This window comes from Candidatus Bathyarchaeia archaeon, from assembly GCA_035935655.1.
Lineage (GTDB): Archaea > Thermoproteota > Bathyarchaeia > 40CM-2-53-6 > 40CM-2-53-6 > 40CM-2-53-6.
Map to the genome: position 1 here is coordinate 315,168 of DASYWW010000062.1, position 21,849 is coordinate 337,016.

Genomic DNA, 21,849 nt, shown 5'->3' on the forward strand with positions numbered 1-21,849 from the left:
CAAGGTGTCGGCTAGAAGAAACACGACCGTCGCAAAGACGGCTTCTCCCACCACCGATAATGCGAATAATGAACTTGTAAAGAAAGCATACCAGAATGCGTCTCGCATGATGAAGGAGCAAGGCTTCGGCATCAAGAGCCAGGTGGAGGTCGCCGTTGATCCTCAGCTTCCATTCATGGGGTACACCATGCCGCAGGCTAGAGGCTACAGAATAGTAGTATCAGGCGGCTCTGTTGATTCAGGAATGTTAGAAGGCTTGCTTGTTCACGAAATGTCTCACATATACAGGATGGAAAACAATCACCCATCCCACGACGCTGAAGTAATCGAGGAAGCGATAGACAAATTCGGGAAAGAACACTTGTTGCATGACTATCAGCAGAAGATCGTCCATGATCTACTGAATGATATTCAGGACTTGTACGCTGACGACATCTCGATGAAGGTCATCAAGAAAAGCCCGATATTCAAATCAGGCGAGATAAGCAGCTTCCTTCAAGACTGGATAAAAGATGAAACTGTCGAATCCGGCAATCCCAAAATGGATCGTTGGATGAACGCGTCAATCATGGTCCATAACGCTCGTGCAATCGGTCAGATGACGAGGCACGGCATAGAAGATACCGGTGGAAAGGCCGAGGCCTCAAACCGGAGATTTCTCTCACAAATGCCGCCCACAGTCGCGAGCAAGTTCCCATACTTCAAAGACCTGATGATCAATCTGAAAGAAAACATGACCCGGGATCAGTATCGAAAGCTTCTCGCAGATTATTTGAACCGGTTCTTGGAACTAGCCGAAAAGAACTAATGCGTGGTTGAAACGGTCCTAGGGTGACCGGATTGAGTGAAGGATTCGACTTCAACAGCGCCCTGAAAGAACTCGACAAGAGCGAAACCCACCTCACCGTGAGAGTTGAGTTTCGCAGATGGGGAAAACCCGTAACTGTCGTCCAAGGACTACCCAAGACGGGACGATCCCTTGCAGAGGTCGCTCACAAACTGAAAGAGCGCCTAGCAACCGGTGGAACAGCGAAGGATGGTGTGATAATGTTGCAAGGCGACCACCGCGCAAGAATCAAAGCTGAACTAGTCAAACTGGGCTTTCCTGACGATCACATAGAAATATTCTAGACATTTTCACGGCTATGCCGCAACTCTTGTCATACAGATCGGCCGCTAGTTATCATGAGGGAGGTTTGACGATTATCTGCCCGGCGAGCCATTGATGCCACGCACAGGTGTATCTGTAAACCCCTGCAACGGTTAAGGTCACAGAGAACGTTTTTCCTGAGAAGATTATTCCTGAATTAAACCTCGGCCCCCCCGATGGAGCGACAAGAGCTGTGACCGTGTGACCGACCACATCGTCGTTTACCCATTCTATCGTGTTGTTGACTCCAATTGTGACCGAGATGTTAACGGGAAAAGGGTACGTGCCATTCACGAAGTTCGCCTGGAAATAATTTACGTTAAACCCCGTTGGTTCCGCTGAGGAGTCCTTCGGTATCCTGACAACTGTCACTATCGGATTGGCTGAAGACAATGAACCGACATAGATGTAGCCGACCGTCGCCGTCACGACAATAGCTGTGACAACAACTGCTAGGATCAGGACCCGTTGCTGAATTTCTTTCATACGGATCTCTTCCTCGTAGCTGAAGTTAGTCCTCTGGCCACCACAAGGCCTCTTTTCGAAATCGATCCAGACGTTCGCGAAATCTAACGCACGTTATGGAACGGTATCGTTTCTCATCCCGTGACAACAACTGTTCCGTGCATCCACGGGTGGTAGGAACACACGTACTGGTAGGTGCCCGCTACAGTGAACTTGTGACTGAACGTGGCATTCGCGTTCATGTTTCCAGAATCAAAAGAGCTAGCTCCAGACGGAACGTTGGTTGAAGTCACGGTGTGCGGAACCGGGTCATTGTTCGTCCAAACCACCGTGCCACCGTTCGCGACCGTTACACTTGCAGGGACATAGTTGAGAGCTTGAGTATTTCCAACCCCTTTCGGGATCGAGACGCTCACTGAGCTCGACACCCCAAGACTGCCAGCTGAGGCGGTGAAGATTGGAGAGCCTGTAGCGAGTTGATAGATTCCCGCCGAGGCTAGACCGATTCCTGCTCCTATGGCAAGGACGATCAGGACAGGAACAACGAGCTCGACATACTTCATTTTCTTTGGTGGAGCTGTTTGCAAACTAGAACACAGGGACGAATTGTGAAGCGCTGAGAAAATAAGCGTTTTCCAAGGAAAAATACACCTCTTTTTTTCTGGTCATGCAGGCTAAAATAGGAGTGGGCAGAGGCTCGTCTGAGCTCGAATGGTCAATCAGACCAGACGTGAATTTCTCAAGCTCGGTTTGGCCGCTGCCGGCAGCGCGCTCGTAGCTTCAGGGATCGAAATCCCGCTTTTCGGAAATCAGAACTCTGCCTTAACGACTCAGCTTACTAGCCTGAAAAATAGGGTCAGTACTGTGGTCGGTTTCATCAGCCTTAGCGTAGCCGAGCAATCCCTCGTGGAAAAGATCGTTGAGACAATCATACCTACGGATAGCGATCCGGGGGCGAAAGAAGCTGGGGTGATTTATTTCATCGATAGACAGTTGGCGGGCGATTATGGACAGAGCGCCAACATGTTCATGGATGGACCGTTTGTGCCGCCGGGCCAGGCTGGCCCAATCACGGTGGGAACGCAGACTTACTCTGCGGGTTCTCCCAAGGTTAGAGTCGGTGCGGGCACGAATTACCAGTACCCTCTGAATCTAAGGGAATTCTGGAGAGTCGGCTTACTAGCGCTTCAGGCTTATGCTAAGAGCGCCTACGGAGGAAACTTCGAGACGCTCTCTTCAGCGAACCAGCTACAGCTCCTACAAGATTTGTGGGCAAACAAGCCAACAAGCTTCAGCAATATTCTCCCATCCGATTTCGCCTATGAACTTGTATTCATGACATGGGCCGGATTCCTAATGGACCCGATCTACGGTGGAAACCAGAACATGGTTGGATGGACATACACAGGGTTCAACGGAGTAAACTTCGGGAACTTCTACGGGGAAGGCCTGGACCAGAAAACTCTCATGGTCGCAACTTCTCCAACTAGGCTCAAGCCAGCAAGCCTCGCACAATATCAGCAACAAGCGTCCGGGAGATCCTAAAAATGCCAACCACAATTACCGAGCCAGCAGCAGACGTAGTTATCCTGGGGGTCGGCTATATGAGCGGCGTAATAGCAGCCGAGCTTTCTATCGCCAGCCTAAACGGCGGCAAAAATTACAAAGTCGTCGCGATAACAAAGGGTCCATACTGGGACTACGTCAACGACTTCTCGACAACAAAGTACGACGAATGGGGAGTTGGACTAGGACGGAAATATGACAGTCCCCTTCCACTCCAATCGGCCACAATCAGGAACAACAGCAACCAGTTCGCACTGCCCGTCCGCAGATACACTATGCCCATCCAGTACCATGCGCTCGGACATGGAGTAGGCGGAGCCGCCCAACACTATGGCGGCACAATGGGACGCCAAGGCCCATGGGGATACACTCAATATTCATCAACTATCAGCAGGTACGGCTCGCCCTTTCTGAATACCGTAAACCCACATAACGATCTTGAGGACTGGCCACTGACCTACGCCCAGTATGAGCCATATTATGTGGAGTGGGAAAAAGCCCACGGACTTTGCGGAAACTACAACGGAAGTAAAACCAATTCATCGTCCGACATGGGTTATCCTTGGATGAGTCAAAACTATCCACTGCCACCCTCGCCTATCACGCCCATCGGAACGTTATTCCAAAACGCAACTCAATCGCTCGGATACAATCCCTTTCCTCACGTCAGCGCTCTCGCGTCGCAACCATACACAAACCAATACGGTGTACCAGTCAATCCCTGCGTTTATGACGGGTACTGTGGAGGTCCTTGCGACTATGCTTGCGAGACTGGTGCCAAGGCGAACGCTGCATACAGAACCATCCCCGCGGCCGTGAGCAGCGGGAACTTCACACTTGTAGTGAATAGCTTCATCTTCCGTCTCGACACTGATCCAACAACAGGACTAGTTACCGCGGCGCGCTACTACGATCCACAAGGAAACGTGCACATTCAGCCAGGCACGGTCTTCTTCAACGGAATGTGGGGGTACAACATGATCAGAATAATGCTCCTCTCCGGAATCGGCGCACCCTACGTATGGAATTCAAACCCAACCTTGGTTACCGGCGCTGTTGGAAGAGGTCTTACCAACGGCTATCTTCCGTACAAGGGAACGAACGTGTCCGGAACACTCCCTAACACTGGCGGCAACTCTTATCCTGCGGGCAATGGGAGCGGGGGCAGTGTGGACATTTACGATCTGATGGACGACAACTTCGATCATAGCGTCTCCGCATTAAACGGAAGTCCTCCCTTCATCGGTGGAGCCGAGGTCGGCGCTGGAGGATATCCTGGAGGGGGACCTGGAAATATTACGTTCGCGGGCAGCGTCTCGTCAGCCAGCATGGGAGGCACGTTCAAAACCACTCAAAAGGACAAGTATCTGCCAACCAAAACAACCCTGAGCTCGACACCACTGGCTCATGACCTTCCGACAACCGACAACTACGTCGATCTGGACCCGCACTACACCGACATCTACGGCGACCCACTCGCTAGGCTTACCTACGACTGGACACCGAACACCTACAATGGAGCTACCTACCTGGTGAACAAGGTCAAGGACATTTTCACCAAGATGGGAGCGTCAAATGTGACTGTCGGCGCAACAGTGGCGCCTGGGGCAGCACACAACGACTGGTGGGGTCATCACCTAAGAGGAGGATGCCGAATCGGAGCCAACCAGAGCACCTCCGTCTGGAACAAATGGAACCAATGTTGGTCACCCGCATCGAAACCAGTGTTCAACATCTTCGGCGCAGGCGAGATTACCAATACTTCCGGAGATAATGTTCCCTCGGGGACACATATCGCGGGTCCGCAGTCTTATCGCGCCGCTGAGGGCATCAAACAATATCTCGCGCTCGCAACCCCCGGTATTTTGCCCTAACAGCGCAATCTCTAGTCGCTCAAGGAGTAGGCATTTGCCAGCCCTAAGACTATCCGGCAAGCCAAAGCCGATGCCTATTCCTCACTTCGAGAGCAGAATCCCAAAACCGGAAGAACTTGTAGTCCTCAACAAGAAATTACTCGATGCGACTATCCTGATAGGAAATGCTCTCACGGGCTGCGTGAACAAATGGGCGCTTGGAGGGGATGTTGCCGAGGTAATATCAGGCGTCAACGTAAGACCAGATCACATCTCAATACTAACTACCAAGTCAGGCTGCGATGAGATAACAGGAAAGCTCGCAAATTATCAGATTGAATTCGGTGGCACTGATGAGAGAGAGATAGTGAGGGAAGCGATAGTCGACCTGAAACCCTACAAAGTTCGTATCCAAAGCTACATGGCCCGATTTGATGTTGAAGGTTCACGGCTCGATGTACACGGTGACTTACAAATCAAGGTGGGAGCCTGGGAGTGGGGAGACCCGCTCGACTTCGAACCGGATTACGTATACGTCGTGGGCGTGAAGGTTCCAATTGTCCCGCTTAAGATGAAGAGCGAATTGTATACCGGTCTGGGCTGGCTGGATCGTGCGTCGAAGATACACGAGGCCGTGATGAGGAGCCGTCACATGTTCGGCTAGGCGAGTAACCTTTGGCCCAACAAGTCCTGGCTGCAACTCCGAATGTCCTCCGGAAAAACCGCGGAAGGCTAGTTGGAAAAGAGGCTTGGAGACGAAATCTGAACCTTGCGTCCTTGGCCGCGTTCAAGATCGGTAGCAGCCTCGGAACCAAAGGAGCGTACAAGCTTGTGACGTATCAGAGGGGTCCTGAAATGGTGATGAAGGTCACCAAGGACGCGATCGATGTTGTCGACGAGCTGGGTATCGAACATCCGGCAATGATGACCCTGGCTGAGGCAGCCAAGATCCAGCGTCAGCATACTGGAGACGGAATCGCCACTCTTCTCGTTCTAGTCTCAGCACTCCTAACCGAGGCCGACAAGCTAATCGAGATGGGCTTCCACGCGAACACGATCCTTGAGGGCTATCTGAAAGCGACCAAGAAATCGATCGCGATTATCAACGAAACGGGAGAGAATGTCGGGAAAGACCTTGACGAGCACCTCTTGGAGGGCATTGATTGCGGAAGGGAACTCCTCAGTAGAAACCTGCGAAGGAATCTTTCCGAGGCTATTAGCTGCGTCACGGAAAATGGAGCTATCGACATCAGCAGAATACGAATTGTGACAAAGCACGGGGGTCAGACGTACGATTCCGAGCTAGTGCGCGGAGTCGTCCTCAAGCAAGGCAAAGCCCATCCAAGCATGCCGGACTGGATCGACGCCCCTAGAATCGCATTCGTAACTAAGCTCGAGATCAAACGCCTAGAGCTGAAGTCGAAAGATGAAGGGCCGTTCTCAGTCAAGTTGAACATAACAAGCCGAGAACATATCCAGCAATTCAGATCTGAAGAGAATCGACTAAGAAGTCTCTTGGTCGAAAGAGTGAAAACGGCGGGAGCTAACGTTCTGATCTCCCGATCGAAGATCGACGATAGACTCTCCGACCAATTTAGCAGGCAAGGAGTCTTTGTCGTGCAACTCGTTGACTACCAGGAATTCGAAGCCGCCGCAAAAGCGACCGGCGGGACTATTGTCAGTAATGTTGACCAGCTTGAGAAACGGGACGTAGGAATTGCGAAGAGGCTGGAGGCTGACAAGATCAGGCCCAATGATATCGTCATCGTTCACTGCGAAGGAGGGGCCACACTTCTGCTTCGAGGCAGTAGTCCCGAGCTCGTGTCGGAGCTGGAAAAGACGGTGAAAAGAGCGCTCCTCATACTGAAACATTCGCGGTCGAACCCCAAAGTGGTCCCTGGGGGAGCGGCGATCCATATTGAACTAGCCTTGCAGCTCAGAAGATATGCGCTAACATTTGAGGGAAGAGAGCAGTTCGTAATTGGCTCCTTCGCCGACGCGTTAGAAAAAATTCCTGAGTGCCTCTCCACGAACTATGGCCTCGATCCAATTGATACGATGATCCAGCTTCGCAATCATCACGCTAATGGGAGGCAGGCAATGGGTGTGGGAGAGAATGGAGGCATTGACATGTATGAAGCGAACGTGATCGAGCTCGCCTCGGTAAACAAGGCCAACATTCACAGAGCCTTTGAGCTCGTTTCCCTGTTGCTAAGAATCGATGACTGCTTCTACGTGAAAGATATTCCAAAGTTCCACAAACAGTAGCATATTCCGACTGATCCGGGGCATCTTCGACGCTAATTCTCACAATCGGACACTCGACAAGAACAATAGAGAATTTTCTGGACATCCTCCACGCTCAAACAATCACGCGACTCGTCGATATCCGGACAATACCTCGATCTAGGCACAACCCACAATTCAACCAACAATCACTCTCCGAGAAATTGAAAGAATCCACGATAGACTACGTCCCAATGAAGAGCTTGGGCGGTCTGCGCCACCCCGACCATACCTCGTCGAATATGGGTTGGAGGAACCGGTCATTCAGAGGGTTCGCAGACTACATGCAATCTCAAGAGTTCACAGAAGGTCTTGAAGAACTAGTAGAGCTTGCTCGGAAAGCTCAGGTTGTCATTATGTGTGCCGAGGTCCTGCCATGGCGGTGTCACCGGTGGTTGATCTCTGACGCCCTGACTATCCGAGGGGTACAGGTGGAACACATTATGACGATCAAAAAGCGCACAACACACACGCTGACAAGATGGGCCCATGTTGAAGATACACAGATTACCTACCCTGAGAATATTGCCTGATCTATCTCTTCTAAGCTATCGAGGAGGACACTTTTTTTCCCTGATGAATCGCCCATCTGAAGCCTTATGTCGAACCAGAGGCGTAGTCACTGTAATCGGGAGATTGTTTAGACGCCGGAAGACGAGCCCTACGCTTGCCCAAACTGCGATTACGAAATTGATAGTTGTAGGTGCGCTTGCCTGTACTGCGCCGAGAATGAAGTATGTGAATGCGCAATTGGATACAATAAGGCGACAGGAGGCTAAGAACCACGAGTCGTACCCCTGTTAAGGTCAACGATCTGTCATGGATGACAGGTGGTCCGCAGGGTAGCGGAGTAGATTCATCCGCCAACATTTTCGCGAGGGCGTGCGTGCTCGGTGGGCTCTGGACCTTCGGGCTCCGAGAATACTACTCCAGCATCAAAGGGCCGCACAGCTACTTCGAAGTCAGGGTAAACAGCGACAAGATCCGGTCCCACGTAAACAACGTGGATGTCCTAGCTACCTTCGATGCCGAGACCCTGATCCGCCATGCGGACGAAGTAACTCCGGGAGGAGGAATCCTCTACGATCCGACATTCGCCAACATCGAGATCGACAAGATCGATTCGATCGAGACCCCGGTCGTGTTGAGGATCAAGGCAAGACTGGCAAAGCAGGGTCTGCCTGGAAGCGTCAGCGGGATACTCGACGAGGCGAGGAAGAGAGGAGTCAACCTATTCCCGATGCCGTACAATGACATCATTGCAAAGACGGCGGCCCAGATCGGAGAACACCAGCTAAGCAAACTCTCAAGAATCGTCAACGTTCTGTCCGTCGCGGCCTCCTTCGCAATCCTCGGTTTCGACGAGGCGTACCTCAACCAGTCCATTGAGAGAGCGTTCGCCAGCAAGAGGAAGGTCGTTGACATGAACGAGATAGGCGCAAAGCTCGCCTACGATGCTGCGAAGTCCCAGTTGAAGCAACAGTTTCCATTCCAGCTCCACCCTATCCAGAACCAACCGAGGCTATTGTTGATGGGTGTTGAGGCAGTTGCACTTGGGAAGCTGGTGGGCGGTTGCAGGGTCCAGACCTATTACCCGATAACCCCTGCGGCTGACGAGAGCGAGTTCTTAGAATCGCACGGAAACTTCGACATCTCGGTTGGCAACAATCCGGGCCAAAAAGGCTCGATTCTAGTGACACAGACAGAGGATGAGATCGCGGCCATAACCATGGCGACGGGAGCTGCGCTGACGGGAGCGAGAGCCGCAACGTCCACGTCGGGTCCGGGCTTTTCCTTGATGGTCGAGGGATTGGGATGGGCGGGAATGAACGAGGTTCCGCTCGTCATAACCCACTACCAGAGAGGCGGTCCAGCGACGGGACAACCGACGAGACATGAGCAGGGAGATCTGAAGTTCGTCCTCAGCGCCGCCCACGGGGAGTTCCCGAGAATCGTCTTGTGCTCAGGGGACATGGAAGAAAGCTTCTACGACGCGATCAGGATTTTCAACTATGCAGAACGATTCCAGATGCCCAGCATCCACTTGATCGACAAGGGACTAGCGAACAACAGCATGACCATTACCCCACCAAAAGGCGATCTAGTCCCAATTCAAAGGGGAAAACTGATCCAAGGAGACCATCAGGGAAATGGCGATGCGGAACCATACAGACGATTTGCTTTCACCGAGGACGGCGTCTCGCCGAGAGCAGTTCTAGGAACGCCAGGCTATCGCTTCTGGAACACTGGAGACGAGCATGATGAGATGGGACACATCGAGGAAGACCCGGACAACAGGGTGAAAATGATGACGAAGAGGATGACGAAGCTCGAGACGGCGGCGAAGGAGATTCCAGAAGAGGAGAAAGTGAACTTCTTCCGCTCCTCCAAGAAACAAGCAGACGTCACGATTGTAAGCTGGGGATCCACCAAAGGACCCATACTCGACGCGATGAAACTACTAGAGAAAGACGGGATCGGGGTAGAATTTCTACAGATAAGACTCGTAAGCCCCTTCCCAACCGAGACAGTCAAACAAAAACTAGAGGGAGCCAAACTGTTGGTAGATATTGAACAGAACTATTCAGGCCAGATGGCGGCAGTAATAGCGGAAAAGACAATGATAGATATCAAGAACAAGATCGTGAAATTCAATGGTAGACCAATGTCACAAGACGAGATCTATCAATCAGTCAAACAAGTAATGTCCAACCCATCGCAAAACAGGAGAATCGTGCTAACACATGGCGCTTAGGCTCACCGACCTCAAGACAGAGGTCCACAACGACTGGTGCCCCGGATGCGGAGACTTTGGTATCGAAGCCTCGCTGAAAATGGCCCTAACAGAGATGCCTGTTGACATCAACAAGGTCGCACTATTCTCCGGAATCGGATGCTCCAGCAAACTCGTCCACTTCACCAACGCCTTCGGTATCCATACGCTGCACGGAAGAGTGCTAGGTTATGCGCAAGGCGCCAAGCTAGCTAATCCCGATCTCGAGGTTATCGCTGTGGGAGGAGACGGTGACGGGCTGGGGATTGGTGCAGGCCATTTCGTTCATGCTGGAAGACGGAACATCGATATGGCCTACATTATCCACGACAACGGCGTCTACGGCCTGACCAAAGGACAGGCTTCTCCGACACTACATCTCGGAATGCAGACGAAATCTCTTCCAGAGCCGAACATTAACAGCAATATCAATCCGATAATGCTCGCTTTAGCGTCAGGAATTACTTTCATCGCGCGAAGCTACGCCTACAATACGAGACATCTCAAAGAGATGATCAAGAAAGCCGTCGCCCACAAGGGCTTCGCACTAATAGACGCTCTCCAGCCATGTCCAACGTACAACGACATCAACACAAAAGAATGGTATGGTGGCGAAGATAGAATCGACTCTGCGACAAAGCGAGCGATGCCGCGAACGTACGATCTGGAGGCGACAGGCTACAATGGAAGGGTCACGGCAGATATGAGCGATGAAGAAATTGACAAACATCTTGTCCAGGTTATAGAGAAGTCGAGAGAATGGGGCGACAAGATCCCAATCGGGATCTTTTACCAAAACGAGACCGTGCCAACGTATGAGGAACGGATCAACGCGCGAAGCCCAAGTTACCTGAAAGAGCCACCTGCAAGTCAACGACTTGCGAAGATCGATGGAAAATCAATCGTGAATCTTGCGAATCTCTCAAGAGAACTCCTACTCGAAAGCTTGGCAGTAACGCAATAAAGCGTCACGAATCTAAGCAGATTCCTAGATTAACTTGGAGGATTGGGGCAGCATCAAGGTCAGCGGCTGACTCTCGCCGACAAGGATTACCCTAACTTATTGGCCACTCCAATAAGCCATAGCGAATTCTGACGGGGGTGAAGCCTAGAGTGTTCTTTGAGAAATCCAGAATGTCGAGGTTTGTTAGAGGAATATGTCTAGTCTCTTTTCGCACATCGTCCTCGACCATCCGGTCGTACTCGCGCTCGATCCGTCCCTTGACGGAGGCTGACATCCTCTATGGTCCTCCTTGGACGTTTTGCTGCCCCATTCAACCTTGATAGGCTTCCCCGGTCTGGCCAGCCGCGTCCTTCTCCAGTTTGCTGATCGAACCCTGCAGTTTGCGCTTTCGTGTCTCCATCTCCTTCAACCGTCTCTCCCAATCCTTGAACTGCATGTCCCGCAGAACCTGGTTCAACACCTGAGCCGTGTTTGTGGGGACCTGCGTCCAACGTTCGCGAACCTTCAGATCGACCTTCTCATCGAGCATCATCTCGCTCGACTTTGCTATGCTCTTTCGAAGCTGGACGACTAAGTCCGACCGGAGGCTGTCAGTTTCGTTTCCATCGACTCCATCGCTACTTTCCACCAAATTCGAACACTCAATTTCTTACAACCAACCGGCTTCGCGACGCGTCTTCTCTCGTAGTCCAAGCATTCTCCAGAACACACATGGTGTCAGGCGATTGTCGAAGCTACCAAGAAGCTACGTTACGAGCCGATTGCTAACCGAGATAGTAGATATCCTTCGAGACTATTAGGTGGGACCCCGCCGAATCACGCGGCCATTGGTACTCGTTAGAGATGAAGGCGATAGTCTCCCCTTTTACCGTCCAGAGTATTGAGTCCTTTTGTCACATGCTCCCGAAAGAGGGTGGCTGCCTGGCTCATCAAGTGGTCTTCAAATGGACTTGATCATTCCTTCCGATAAACCAATGGCTCTGGAGATGATATCACGTGTATCCCTGTTTCACGAGCTTCTTGATCTGTCAGACGAGGTACCCCCAACCGTTGGAGCAGGCCTCGTAGCATTCACACTCCGGCGCTAATCCAAGGGGCACGTCGGGGAGTAGTGGAGCCAATATAGAGAATCCATAAAGGTAAACCCAGAGACCGCCCGTCATGCCTCAGCTCCCACTACAGCCCAGTACTCAGAATATTGGCCGTAGGGTCAGTTCGGGAATTTCAGGTCTCGACGCGCTTCTCGATGGCGGCTTCCCAGAGGGCAAAGTAATCCTAGTTCTAGGCGAACCGGGAACAGGCAAGACGATTCTAGTGTCCCAATTCCTTCACAATGGGGTAACTCGGCAGGGAGACAAGGCAGTCTATGTAGGAATGAACGAACCCAAGACCCGGTTCATAGCCGAGATGATGAGCCTCAGCATGGACTTTACCAATCTCGAGAGCCAGGGCAAGTTTGGATATGTTGACGCGACAGAGGTCCGACGCATCCCAGAACAAGCAAAGGTTGGAAGAATCCCCGTCGGTGGAAGAGAGCTAGGTCTGGTCAATCTTATCGATCTCGTCCAAGAGGGAATCGACAAGGTCTCGCCTAAGAGGGTGGTTGTAGATTCAATATCGGACCTTGTCTTTCGTTTTCCGCAGATAGAAGAGCGACGACCGGCGGTTCTCGACATCGTTGAGGTGTTGCAGTCGACCGGAACAACGTGTCTCTTGACAAGCGAGCTTCCGACAACAGGAGAGGATAGGGTGTTGCAACCGGAAGAGTATCTTGCCGAAGGCGTCATTCTTCTACGTATTCTCAGGAAAGGAGTCCGGACCCTTCAGGTCTTGAAGATGCGAGGATCCAAAGTTGACACCACTCCGCGTCCTTATGTGATTAAGAACACTGGTCTCGAGGTCTATTCGACCGAGGAAGTTTACGGGCAGTCAACGGAGAAATGAGCCAAGCCAAGAGAGAGTCAACACCCGTTCCAGACCAAGTCATCGAAGTACTCAAGAACGCCAAGATCGGATACCTCTCCGTCCTGTCCAAGAGCGAAGAGCTCTACAGCTACCCCGTAGCCTTCCACTATTCAGATCAAAAACTCTACTTTATGACGCCTATCAGTGCGGCTAAGTTCAAGATTCTCAAGGCTAACCCGACAGTTTCGTTCATCGTCGACAATGGAAAGGTGACCACTGAAGCCTGTGGCGCGATGGTCCAAGGAAAGTCAAAGATCTTCACGATCGGCCGAACCCTAGTCTCCATCCTCTCTGTCGGACCGAAAATGATCGGCTTCACCAAAAAGTATCCGGGAATGTTATCTTTCTATGCACGTGGAAAGGAGCTTCCGGACGAGCGGAAGCTGTACAAGTACCGATTGATCAGAATAGATCCTTCGAAGATTATCTATTGGCTCGGCTACAAGTTCGGCAGGTTCGTCCCAAGGACCCAGCCAAGCAAAACGGGTCATTCGCTCAGACTTTCCAAAGACGAATCTGGTCTGGAGTTGTCGGCAAAACTTCTCGAATCATCAAATGATGAAGACGTCCTGGTCGGCCCCGTGGGCCTGGGGCATGATTGGATAGCCGGATTAGACTCAAGCGTCTCCGAAGGAACACTATCCGACCAAGAGAGAAAGATGCTTGGCAGTTTCAGAGGCCAAGTCTCTCCAGTAGCGGTTGCAGGTGCAGCCGTCAGTGGAGAGGAGAAGAACCTGCTTAGGATGTCGAAACGCTAGCTCCAATCTGTAACGCCCCAGCATCTTCCACTGCGGATATGTGTCCCAATAGGATTAGCGACTTGGCGCTTTTGTAAAGAGAAAACGCGCCGACGGCCACGATCGCAAAGGTGAGCACCTGTGAAAGATTCAATTGCGTGAGCAGTTGGATCTCGGATAGAGGCATTTCCGCCTGGCTGGCAAGCCAGAGGAAGAAGGTGCAGAGTCCTGTCCAAACAAGATGCTTCCTTAGGGTAGCGTCTCCTGATCTTCTTGCGCTGATCAGCAGCCCCAATGCCCCGATGAACAGAGCACCCCCATACGGAGCCACTTGCGAGAATCCCGAACTTATGGCCTGAATGACGGATGCAAGGGCACCACCGAGAGTTACAAGACCGAGAAAATATCTCAACTTGCTCCAGTGTAGGGTGTCCCTAGAAAGAGGATCCGATCGACGAGCCACCCGAATCGTCGTGTCCATCCATGCGAAGATGATTATGAAGCCTGACCCGATGATCGCTCCCCCTAGGATATTTACGGCGAGAGTGTTGAGGTTGAAGTATATCGCAAGGGTTAGGAACGATGATAATGCGACGAAGTAGATTCCCATCGCTACGACCCAGGATGCCTGTCTTCTGTATAGGCCGCGAACTAGAGCCCTTCTGATAATGAAAGCCCAATAGGCGGCGTACGAAAAGAGCACAGAGACTAGGAGCCAAGATGCAAAGAAAATCGTTGAAAGCTCACTTGGCATATGCTGTAATCTCCATTCTCTGATGTGTGAATGCAAAGTTGTAAAATCCAGGCAGAGGAGGCAGTCCCCGCATCTTCAGTATTCTCAGAAGGGGACGAATTCTCAACCCCTCTTCGTATAGACGAAGTTCGAGGACGCCATCGAAGAGCTGTTCCATCGCGGCTAGAACTTGCGGTTGGTGCATTCGATCCTCAAGGGTCGCCAACACCACTGAGTTGTACTGTTTCATTTCCGACAACAGTTGTGTTAGAAAGCGATAGATGGTCTCTGGCGAGTTCAGCATTAGCAGCGGGGATAGGACATCGGTTACGATCCGGGCTGGCTTCTCGCCGTTTTTCTTCAGAATCTCCTTGATGCTGAACGACAATCCCGGGAGGTCGTTAATGTCGACCTTTGTCTGGCCGCCCTCTCTTGCAAACCAGACTGTTGGTCCTTTGATCTCTGCACCGAACGCCTTCACGTCCTGAATTATCTCTGAAACAGCTAACCTAGTGACATAGAGGCAAAAGTCGCCCTGTGAGAGCCCGGCTTGAGTAAACCAGTAGCCCAGGGCCTCTTTCCCGATGCCCGGCGGTCCGACCACCAGGATGGCCGACTTTGGAGGGTAGCCATCTTTGAGAAGATGATCCAGCTCCCCGACCCCGGTTGAGACCAAGCGACAGCAAGCTGGAAGATGGGTCGGCGAGACTATGAAAGTTGCGCTTTCCAAAAGACCCAATACGGGGCCGAGATCGTTAGATCAGCTCGGTACAGCTAGGTTCAATTCGGGATATTGTTCCTGTAGCTCTTCGAGGGCTCCAGGCTTGAATATTTCTTTGAATGTTCGACGCTTGCCATCTTCGAACGTCTCCTCTGGATACCACTTCGATCCGAAAGCTATCAAGCGCAACAATATCGGCAATGTATCCACACCTTTCTCGGTAATTGACCAGCGAACAATGCCCTGTGACCCATCCTTCTCTACATGTTTCCCGATGAGCCCCTCCTCCTCAAGCTCTTTCAGCCGCACAGACAAGACCCTGGGCGTAATTCCGGGAATTGACTCAAGCAGCCGGTTGAACCGACCAATGCGACGAAATCCTATGTCCCGTAACAGTAGCATGGTCCACTTTTTGCCGAGAACTCCAAGACTCGTCTTAATGGGACATTTCGCAAATTTTACCTGCAATAGGACCAGGCGAGAGGGGTCCTGGATCTCATCGTGTTTCTGGACAGATTGTTCCATCCGCATGTGACCAAGTATACTGTTGATCCCTTACGTGTTTATTAAGCTATACTAAGTATAGCTGTCTATCATGAGTTCCACATCAGCCTCATCTCAACGTGCAATTCTTGCGCCCACCCAGCTGGTACCTCCAATCCAGACGACGAGAACCGCCCTATTCGTCATCGGTGGCGCACTACTCGCGTTGGTTCTCGGAGTGATGGATCAAAGCATCGTGGTCACGGCGGGACCTGCAATAATTCACGCGCTGCCAGGCGGTCTAGGCCTCTACCCGTGGGTCTTCACCGCGTTCATTCTAGCCCAGACAGTGTCCATGCCGATCCTCGGCAAACTCTCCGACATGTACGGACGCAAGCGATTCTTCCTAGCGGGGCTCGTCCTGTTCATGGCGGGCTCCATCCTTTCTGGCGCTTCACAAACCATTCAGCAGCTCGTCATCTTCCGAGCCATACAAGGAGTTGGAAGTGGCGCTTTCTTCTCGATCGGGCTTGCGATCATTGGAACCAGCGTCACGCCCGAGCGACGTGCGAGAGTCCTAGGACTCAGCGGAAGCGTCCTCGGTTCGGGCGCCATATTCGGTCCCACCGCCGGTTCATACCTCGTCCAATCAGTTGGCTGGCGTTGGATATTCTACGTCAACATACCACTTGGACTCGCCGCGCTCGCGATCATCGGGATAGCTCTCCGAGAGACTCGGCTACAAGTCATGGATCGTTCGATTGACTCGTTCGGAGTTGCAACCCTAAGCGGCTGGGTCTCTCTCCTCTTACTCGGACTTCTAAATGGCGGGACAACCTATCCGTGGTTTTCCTGGCAGGAGGCTGTCTTCTTAGCTGGCTTCGCCATTTTGCTTCCGCTTTTTGTCTGGGTCGAGTCAAGGGCTAGAAACCCAATTCTTCCACTCAGTCTCTTCCGGAACCGAACGATCTCTGCTAGTGTTGCAACTCAACTGGTCCGTGGCATGGTGTTCTACGGTGGAGTCGTCTACGTGTCACTGTTCATTCAGGGCGCTCTCGGTGGCACAATCGATGATGTGCGTAACATTGTCTATAGCTTCGTGGTTCCATTCATCATCGGCAGCATCGTAAGCGGCCGTGTCGTCAACCGGTTCGGCTACCGCGCGGTCACAATGTCCGGACTACTAATCGTGACTTTAGGCGCCCTGCTGCGGGTTCTCGTGGGAATCTCTCCATCGCTCGTTGAAGTCGCAATCGCCTCTCTGCCTCTAGGACTGGGGCTTGGCGTCACGCTTGCATCCGTCCTGAGTGCTTTCCAGAACTCGGTTGACCAGACGAGAATCGGCACGGCCTCTTCGCTGTCAACGTTCAGCCAGAATCTAGGCGGCGCCGTCGGGGTAGGAATCATAGGCACGATCCAACTGAACTCTTTGTCGTCAAGACTAGCCGCACTGGTTCAGCAGGCGCCTTTTCAGTATCAGGGAAAGCTCGCGGAGCTATTTGCGAATCCGAACCAAGTAGGGTTCGTTCTCAGCTCTTCCACGGGCCTCAGCGGGTCACCTTTAGCCTCGTTCCTGCCCCAGATCAGGACAGCGCTCGCCGGCTCCGTCCTCGACGCCAGCATCGGACTCCTTGTAATGAGCATTATCGCAGTGGTTGCAAGCAGCTTCGTACCAGGACGACCAAAGAAGCCATCCCTATCGCACGCACGGTGAGAAGCACCGCACACCATACCTAGGGGAGTCCAGGTTTTCACCGAAGACGATCCTTCGTGGAAGGCCAGGGGACCAATCGGCGAAATATCACCTATCCTTCAAGCAACAGGCGCTGAAGGAACATGGACAGGTTTCGGTCGGGCACGAGTTTCAGGCCTCCGCTGCATACATCTCCGCGGGCTCATAAATCACAGGGGAAGCTCGCGACCCAATCTATGAATGCGGTCCTCTTTAGAAGCCGAGTTTTTCGTTTACAAGAATCATTGTAAGGTTTCGCCCGAATTGGGGTGGCTCCCTCTCGAGAATCAATATCTTTCCGATCATGCTTCCAGGGTATCCTTGGCTCTTCATTCTAGCGGTCTCAAGGGGCAATGCGTGCTCTCGCACTCTTCTCAGAGCTTCCTCGAGGCTTCGGACAATTTTGTGAGCGCCGACAACCCATACTACGTTTCTCGCATTGAACGCGTAGGCTGGTATCTGGCTACCGCTCGCGCTGGCGACTACGATCTCTCCGGTTTCAGCAACCGCTTGGACGCTTCCGATGAAGTATTCTGCCCCTGTCGCCTTGACTCGGAGGCTTCTCTGCTTCGAGGGGTCCTTTTCGGCCATTAGTTCTTGTTTCAGGTTTTTCCACTTGGGTGCTCCTGACTTGAGAAGTTCGGTGAAGCCGATCTGGTCGAGACTGGTGGACGCGCCTGTCATTACTTCGGCGCCCTCAGGGATTCTCGCTGTGATTAGCTTGAGAGCGTCACTGTCAGTGTTGACGAGTTCGGCGTTGATTCCTCTGTTCTTCAACGCGTCGATGGTTCGAGTGATGGTCTGCTTGTCGGGTAACCTGTCCCATTTCACGTTGCTAGGAGTTACTGTTTCGATTGTGCTCATTCAATCGCACCTTGCCCCTACTGGCGTTTGATTCAACATATATGGTTAGTAGTTAATCCTGACCAAGTAGGTCAAGCCAACTTAACCGCATGAACTCGTCGGTCCCGACTTCGACCCCCATACAATACCAAATCATCACTACACCGGCGGATGGGCCTGATGCTCAAACTCCGAGACGATGAAAGATTCCACATGGTGTAACTTTTGTCGGAATCATCGCCATTTTCTTCTCTTATTTTCTGTCAGTCTTGGGGTATCCGGGGGCGACCCACGAAAAGGTTAGGAAGAAGAATCATCTCGGGTACCAGCGCGCTGAGAAGTGCTACAAGATGAGAGACAAGTATGCAGAATTTGAAGCCCTCAACCCCTTCTTCGACATCGTTCTGAAAGGACTCAAGGGGCTGGTCGACGGTAACCATTTTTTTGAGACATTCACTGACGACGCTATTTTGGAGTTCCGCTACGAGTTTCCCGGATGGCCAGCAAAGATTCGAGGCGGGAAGGGGTACATGAAGGCATTAACCGGATACGGTGACAACATTAGGCTCCACTCTGCGAATCATCTTGTTGTGCATCGCAGCCAGGACAGCCGCGTCATCATCATCGAATATCAAACCCACGGGAAGGTCCTTGCCACCGGCGCTTCCTACGACAACCGGTTCATCTCGGTCATCACGATCGAAAACAGAAAGATCGTCCACTGGGTCGACTACATGGATTCTCTCGCAGCCTGGAAAGCGCTGGGCGGCGAGTAAGATTGATTTCGACGCCGCTTATTCCGGCATTGTCTCTGGCTAGTGAGAGAGTCTCGCTGGGCTACTCGCAACGATCTCTTGTGGCGGCGTTATCCATCTCTCTCCCCACACCCTAAGCGCTTCTACAACGGGCTCCAATTGCCTACCTTTCTCTGTAAGAGAATACTGCACAGCAACTGGCTGAGTACCCAAAACCTCTCTACGAATAATGTCTTCTGACGCGAGATATTTCAGGACGCGGGAAAGACTCTTTGGATCGAGGCCCACAGCGACATCGAGTATTCCACTGAATCTCAAGGGCCCCTGGATCAGCGAGCTGACTACGGCCAGCCGCAATTCGTTTCCCACCTTCGTAATTGATTCAATTGCCGGACAAGCACTATGATTTCTGGACACGCGATTCATCGCTGCTCTCTCGCTTACAGTCTTCCGTCTTCTTCTGATAGCCAGTGACATATGAGCCACTCACTACCACCCCAGCCAGCGCCAAGTTATTAGTTTGTCTCTTACCAGGTACTGTTATGTCGATATTAGAAAGTCAATCCAAGATTGAAGAAGCCAACAAACAACTTGTGAGGGGGTTCATGCGAACAGTCTTCAACGATCATCGCCCGGATCGGGCTGTGGAATTCTTTGCACCCCAAGGAAAATGGCACGGGGGCAATTTCGGAACCGTTGAAGGGTCGCAAAACATTGCCGGACTCCTTACAGCGGTTGTGGGCGGTTTGCCGGACATTAGCGCGACAGAACAGGACATCCTTGCTAAGGATGACACCGTTGTAGTTCGCCTAGTAGTTGAGGGCACCCATAAGGGCAATCTCTTGGGATTCCCAGCAACCAACCGCAGAGTCCGATGGGACGCGATCGACATGTACAAGATAAAGAACGGCAAGATCGAGCATGACTATGCCAGCGAGGACGGAGTAAAGATTCTCGCAGATATCGGAGCCTACACTCCACCCTGGATGAAGAGTGGAAATTAGATTCAGCGAACTCCTCCCACTCGCGAAGATAGGATGCTCGAGATGACGAGCGCTCCGATAAGGGACCAGGTAAACGACCATCTTCTGACATCAAAGAATGCGGCGATGATCTTCATTGATTACCAGTCCCCTCAGATTGCTGTAATCGCCTCCATGGATCGCCAGCTCTTGGTAGACAATGTCGTTCGTGTCGCCAGACTGGGGAAGGCCTTCGCCTTGCCAATTGTCTTGTCGACCGTTAACGTGAAGGGTGGTCAGAAGCCGACCGTTCCTCCTTTGAAGCAAGTCCTCTCGAATGAGAAAGAGCTCGACCGGACGACAATCAATGCTTGGGAGGACGAGGAGTTCCTGGAGGCAGTCGAGGCGACGGGGAGAAAGAAGCTGATAATGTGCGCACTTTGGACAGAAGCGTGTCTGATCTTTCCATCTCTGGATGCCCTCAGGGACGGCTACGAGGTATATCTTGTGGTCGACGCGGTTGGCGGCACATCGCTCGAGGCTCACCAGTACGCATTGCAAAGGATCGCCCTCGCTGGTGGGAAGTTCGAGAGCTGGACGCAGTTGGCATGCGAGCTTCAAAGAGACTGGAGCAGGGCCGACACAATCCAACCGGTGCGGGAGATTGCTTTCGGTCCCGGGTCTCCACTGGCCAAGAGCGCACAGCGACCTTGGGACGTAAGAGGAGTACCTGCTCCTTAGTTTAGTCGGGAGGTTAACGAGGACGTAGTGCACATCACGATGGGAGTCCGTCATCCGAAGCCCAGCGTGGAAAAGTCTCTCGTATCGACCTTACTGACCCGCAATCTTATGGACGTCTTCGGTGAAAACGATTCCGCGCGTCGGCGGGTAGCCATCAATGAGATTTTTACGGAAGACTGCGTATTCTACGAGCCCGGAGGCGTTCATCGCGGTCGTGACGAGATCGACCGCGTCGCAGGCGAGATCAGAGCTACTCATCCTGACTTTCGATACAAGTCAATTGGCCCTCCCGAGGAATTGGGAAATGGTGGACGCGTTCAGTGGGTAGAAGGTCGCCCAGGTGAGGCTCCGGTTGTCGCTGGAACTGATTTCATCATTGCACGTGATGGACGAATTGCAGCGGTCTATCTCTTTTTCGACAGACTGCATTGACAATGGTTAGCGTTTCGACTTTTTGAAATCGTAAAGTCCGTCTTTGAACTTGATGCTCGCGTGGCTCCCGTTGCAGAAGGGTTTGTTGACCGAGACCCCACATCGGCAGAGTGTCACCTTGTTCCTTATCTCATAGGGTGTTCCGTCGGCTGATTCTATGGGTATGCCGCCTTGGATCCAGAGTGGTCCGCTGACCCCGAGGGCTGGATCCTCGACCAATCCGATGGCAGGGTCTAGACGGTCCTCGATCTCGTTGCCGGTCCTCTTGTCGTGGGCGACCAGTCGGCCGGCCGGGCAATGGTTTGCTTCTCTAATGACTAGTATCTTGGCGTCGGGGTTGTCTGTTTGTCCTGTTAGTCCCCAAATTCTTCCCCCAGCGTCACAGAATCGTGCGAAGGCGCAGAGGTCTTCCGCATCGCTGAGCTGGAGTGTGGGTCCATCAAACACTTCCGCCCGTCTTACATAGGGTCGTCGGGTCGCGGTCTCTTTGCCGTCAAATTTGACTTTCAAATGGCTATTGTCGCAGAAAGGCTTGTTCTTCGACTGCCCGCACTGGCAGAGATTGTACTCTTTTCCCGCCTGGAACTTTTCTCCGTCTTTCCAGTCCCACGAGAAGCCTTCACTGTTCGGAGTTATGACCTGTACCTTTAGTGGAATGTTTCCCGAGACGAGATAGGGCCCGTCTTTC

Annotated in this window: 26 protein-coding genes; 16 read left to right on the forward strand and 10 right to left on the reverse strand. The window is 52.2% G+C overall.

The window, feature by feature from the left end:
- Positions 1 to 4: 4 nt before the first annotated feature.
- Positions 5 to 808, forward strand: a complete 804-nt coding sequence (locus VGS11_13495; protein HEV2121101.1) for a DUF5781 family protein — start codon at positions 5 to 7, stop codon at positions 806 to 808.
- Between the two features lie 32 nt (positions 809 to 840).
- A complete protein-coding gene (locus tag VGS11_13500; protein ID HEV2121102.1) occupies positions 841 to 1,131 on the forward strand; it encodes a stress response translation initiation inhibitor YciH in 291 nt (96 codons plus the stop codon).
- A gap of 52 nt (positions 1,132 to 1,183) precedes the next feature.
- On the opposite strand, the gene VGS11_13505 is transcribed toward VGS11_13500, so the two are convergent.
- Both VGS11_13505 and VGS11_13510 read right to left on the reverse strand, forming a co-directional pair.
- Complete coding sequence (locus tag VGS11_13505) at positions 1,184 to 1,636, reverse strand: plastocyanin/azurin family copper-binding protein (protein ID HEV2121103.1); 453 nt, start codon at positions 1,634 to 1,636, stop codon at positions 1,184 to 1,186.
- A gap of 113 nt (positions 1,637 to 1,749) precedes the next feature.
- On the reverse strand, positions 1,750 to 2,202 hold the full coding sequence (locus tag VGS11_13510; GenBank protein HEV2121104.1) for a plastocyanin/azurin family copper-binding protein: 453 nt from the start codon (positions 2,200 to 2,202) through the stop codon (positions 1,750 to 1,752).
- Positions 2,203 to 2,326: 124 nt separating this feature from the next.
- Between VGS11_13510 and VGS11_13515 the strand changes: the two genes are divergently transcribed.
- From VGS11_13515 to VGS11_13545, 7 genes are all read left to right on the forward strand, one after another.
- On the forward strand, positions 2,327 to 3,160 hold the full coding sequence (locus VGS11_13515; GenBank protein ID HEV2121105.1) for a gluconate 2-dehydrogenase subunit 3 family protein: 834 nt from the start codon (positions 2,327 to 2,329) through the stop codon (positions 3,158 to 3,160).
- Positions 3,161 to 3,162: 2 nt separating this feature from the next.
- Positions 3,163 to 5,055: a GMC oxidoreductase gene (locus tag VGS11_13520; protein ID HEV2121106.1), complete on the forward strand. Its 1,893-nt coding sequence runs from the start codon at positions 3,163 to 3,165 to the stop codon at positions 5,053 to 5,055.
- 34 nt (positions 5,056 to 5,089) lie between these two features.
- Positions 5,090 to 5,698 (forward strand): hypothetical protein, encoded by a 609-nt coding sequence (locus VGS11_13525; GenBank protein HEV2121107.1) that lies wholly within the window; start codon positions 5,090 to 5,092, stop codon positions 5,696 to 5,698.
- Between the two features lie 11 nt (positions 5,699 to 5,709).
- Entirely contained in the window at positions 5,710 to 7,302 is a 1,593-nt protein-coding gene (locus tag VGS11_13530) for a TCP-1/cpn60 chaperonin family protein (protein ID HEV2121108.1), read from the forward strand.
- Positions 7,303 to 7,367: 65 nt separating this feature from the next.
- On the forward strand, positions 7,368 to 7,853 hold the full coding sequence (locus tag VGS11_13535) for a DUF488 domain-containing protein (protein ID HEV2121109.1): 486 nt from the start codon (positions 7,368 to 7,370) through the stop codon (positions 7,851 to 7,853).
- Positions 7,854 to 8,143: 290 nt separating this feature from the next.
- A complete protein-coding gene (locus tag VGS11_13540; GenBank protein ID HEV2121110.1) occupies positions 8,144 to 10,075 on the forward strand; it encodes a 2-oxoacid:ferredoxin oxidoreductase subunit alpha in 1,932 nt (643 codons plus the stop codon).
- Entirely contained in the window at positions 10,065 to 11,057 is a 993-nt protein-coding gene (locus VGS11_13545) for a 2-oxoacid:ferredoxin oxidoreductase subunit beta (GenBank protein HEV2121111.1), read from the forward strand. Before VGS11_13540 ends, VGS11_13545 begins: the two co-directional genes overlap by 11 nt.
- A 91-nt stretch (positions 11,058 to 11,148) precedes the next feature.
- Here VGS11_13545 and VGS11_13550 read toward each other — a convergent pair whose 3' ends face one another.
- Together VGS11_13550 and VGS11_13555 are read right to left on the reverse strand one after the other, a co-directional pair.
- Positions 11,149 to 11,331, reverse strand: a complete 183-nt coding sequence (locus VGS11_13550) for a hypothetical protein (protein HEV2121112.1) — start codon at positions 11,329 to 11,331, stop codon at positions 11,149 to 11,151.
- A gap of 36 nt (positions 11,332 to 11,367) precedes the next feature.
- The gene (locus tag VGS11_13555; GenBank protein HEV2121113.1) at positions 11,368 to 11,685 is read right to left on the reverse strand and encodes a hypothetical protein; all 318 of its coding nucleotides are present in this window, start codon (positions 11,683 to 11,685) and stop codon (positions 11,368 to 11,370) included.
- A 533-nt stretch (positions 11,686 to 12,218) separates the two neighbouring features.
- On the opposite strand from VGS11_13555, the gene VGS11_13560 reads away from it, so the two are divergent.
- Together VGS11_13560 and VGS11_13565 are read left to right on the forward strand one after the other, a co-directional pair.
- On the forward strand, positions 12,219 to 13,001 hold the full coding sequence (locus VGS11_13560) for an ATPase domain-containing protein (GenBank protein ID HEV2121114.1): 783 nt from the start codon (positions 12,219 to 12,221) through the stop codon (positions 12,999 to 13,001).
- Entirely contained in the window at positions 12,998 to 13,780 is a 783-nt protein-coding gene (locus VGS11_13565) for a pyridoxamine 5'-phosphate oxidase family protein (GenBank protein ID HEV2121115.1), read from the forward strand. The genes VGS11_13560 and VGS11_13565 overlap by 4 nt, the downstream gene beginning before the upstream one ends.
- Here the strand turns inward: VGS11_13565 and VGS11_13570 are convergent.
- The 3 genes from VGS11_13570 to VGS11_13580 are packed head-to-tail and all read right to left on the reverse strand — an operon-like array spanning position 13,761 to position 15,738.
- Positions 13,761 to 14,513 (reverse strand): hypothetical protein, encoded by a 753-nt coding sequence (locus VGS11_13570; GenBank protein HEV2121116.1) that lies wholly within the window; start codon positions 14,511 to 14,513, stop codon positions 13,761 to 13,763. The genes VGS11_13565 and VGS11_13570 overlap by 20 nt on opposite strands.
- Positions 14,503 to 15,231 carry an RAD55 family ATPase gene (locus VGS11_13575; protein ID HEV2121117.1) on the reverse strand — a complete coding sequence of 243 codons (729 nt, stop codon included), beginning with the start codon at positions 15,229 to 15,231 and terminating at the stop codon, positions 14,503 to 14,505. Before VGS11_13575 ends, VGS11_13570 begins: the two co-directional genes overlap by 11 nt.
- A 21-nt stretch (positions 15,232 to 15,252) precedes the next feature.
- Complete coding sequence (locus VGS11_13580; GenBank protein ID HEV2121118.1) at positions 15,253 to 15,738, reverse strand: helix-turn-helix domain-containing protein; 486 nt, start codon at positions 15,736 to 15,738, stop codon at positions 15,253 to 15,255.
- Between the two features lie 70 nt (positions 15,739 to 15,808).
- Here VGS11_13580 and VGS11_13585 point away from each other — a divergent pair, with 70 nt between their 5' ends.
- Positions 15,809 to 17,410, forward strand: a complete 1,602-nt coding sequence (locus VGS11_13585; GenBank protein HEV2121119.1) for an MFS transporter — start codon at positions 15,809 to 15,811, stop codon at positions 17,408 to 17,410.
- A 231-nt stretch (positions 17,411 to 17,641) separates the two neighbouring features.
- Here the strand turns inward: VGS11_13585 and VGS11_13590 are convergent, their stop codons facing one another.
- On the reverse strand, positions 17,642 to 18,292 hold the full coding sequence (locus tag VGS11_13590) for a lactate utilization protein (protein HEV2121120.1): 651 nt from the start codon (positions 18,290 to 18,292) through the stop codon (positions 17,642 to 17,644).
- Between the two features lie 248 nt (positions 18,293 to 18,540).
- On the opposite strand from VGS11_13590, the gene VGS11_13595 reads away from it, so the two are divergent.
- Positions 18,541 to 19,047 carry a nuclear transport factor 2 family protein gene (locus VGS11_13595; GenBank protein HEV2121121.1) on the forward strand — a complete coding sequence of 169 codons (507 nt, stop codon included), beginning with the start codon at positions 18,541 to 18,543 and terminating at the stop codon, positions 19,045 to 19,047.
- 39 nt (positions 19,048 to 19,086) lie between these two features.
- Here VGS11_13595 and VGS11_13600 read toward each other — a convergent pair whose 3' ends face one another.
- Entirely contained in the window at positions 19,087 to 19,503 is a 417-nt protein-coding gene (locus VGS11_13600) for a helix-turn-helix domain-containing protein (GenBank protein HEV2121122.1), read from the reverse strand.
- Positions 19,504 to 19,568: 65 nt separating this feature from the next.
- Between VGS11_13600 and VGS11_13605 the strand changes: the two genes are divergently transcribed.
- Genes VGS11_13605 through VGS11_13615 form a run of 3 tightly spaced genes read left to right on the forward strand, consistent with a single transcriptional unit; the run spans position 19,569 to position 21,161 of the window.
- On the forward strand, positions 19,569 to 20,030 hold the full coding sequence (locus VGS11_13605) for an ester cyclase (protein HEV2121123.1): 462 nt from the start codon (positions 19,569 to 19,571) through the stop codon (positions 20,028 to 20,030).
- Between the two features lie 42 nt (positions 20,031 to 20,072).
- Complete coding sequence (locus tag VGS11_13610) at positions 20,073 to 20,729, forward strand: hydrolase (protein HEV2121124.1); 657 nt, start codon at positions 20,073 to 20,075, stop codon at positions 20,727 to 20,729.
- 39 nt (positions 20,730 to 20,768) lie between these two features.
- Positions 20,769 to 21,161, forward strand: coding sequence for a nuclear transport factor 2 family protein (locus VGS11_13615; GenBank protein ID HEV2121125.1), 393 nt, complete (start codon positions 20,769 to 20,771; stop codon positions 21,159 to 21,161).
- 6 nt (positions 21,162 to 21,167) lie between these two features.
- Here the strand turns inward: VGS11_13615 and VGS11_13620 are convergent.
- Positions 21,168 to 21,849, reverse strand: a 682-nt coding sequence (locus tag VGS11_13620) for a CDGSH iron-sulfur domain-containing protein (GenBank protein HEV2121126.1), incomplete at its 5' end; no start/stop codon positions are given.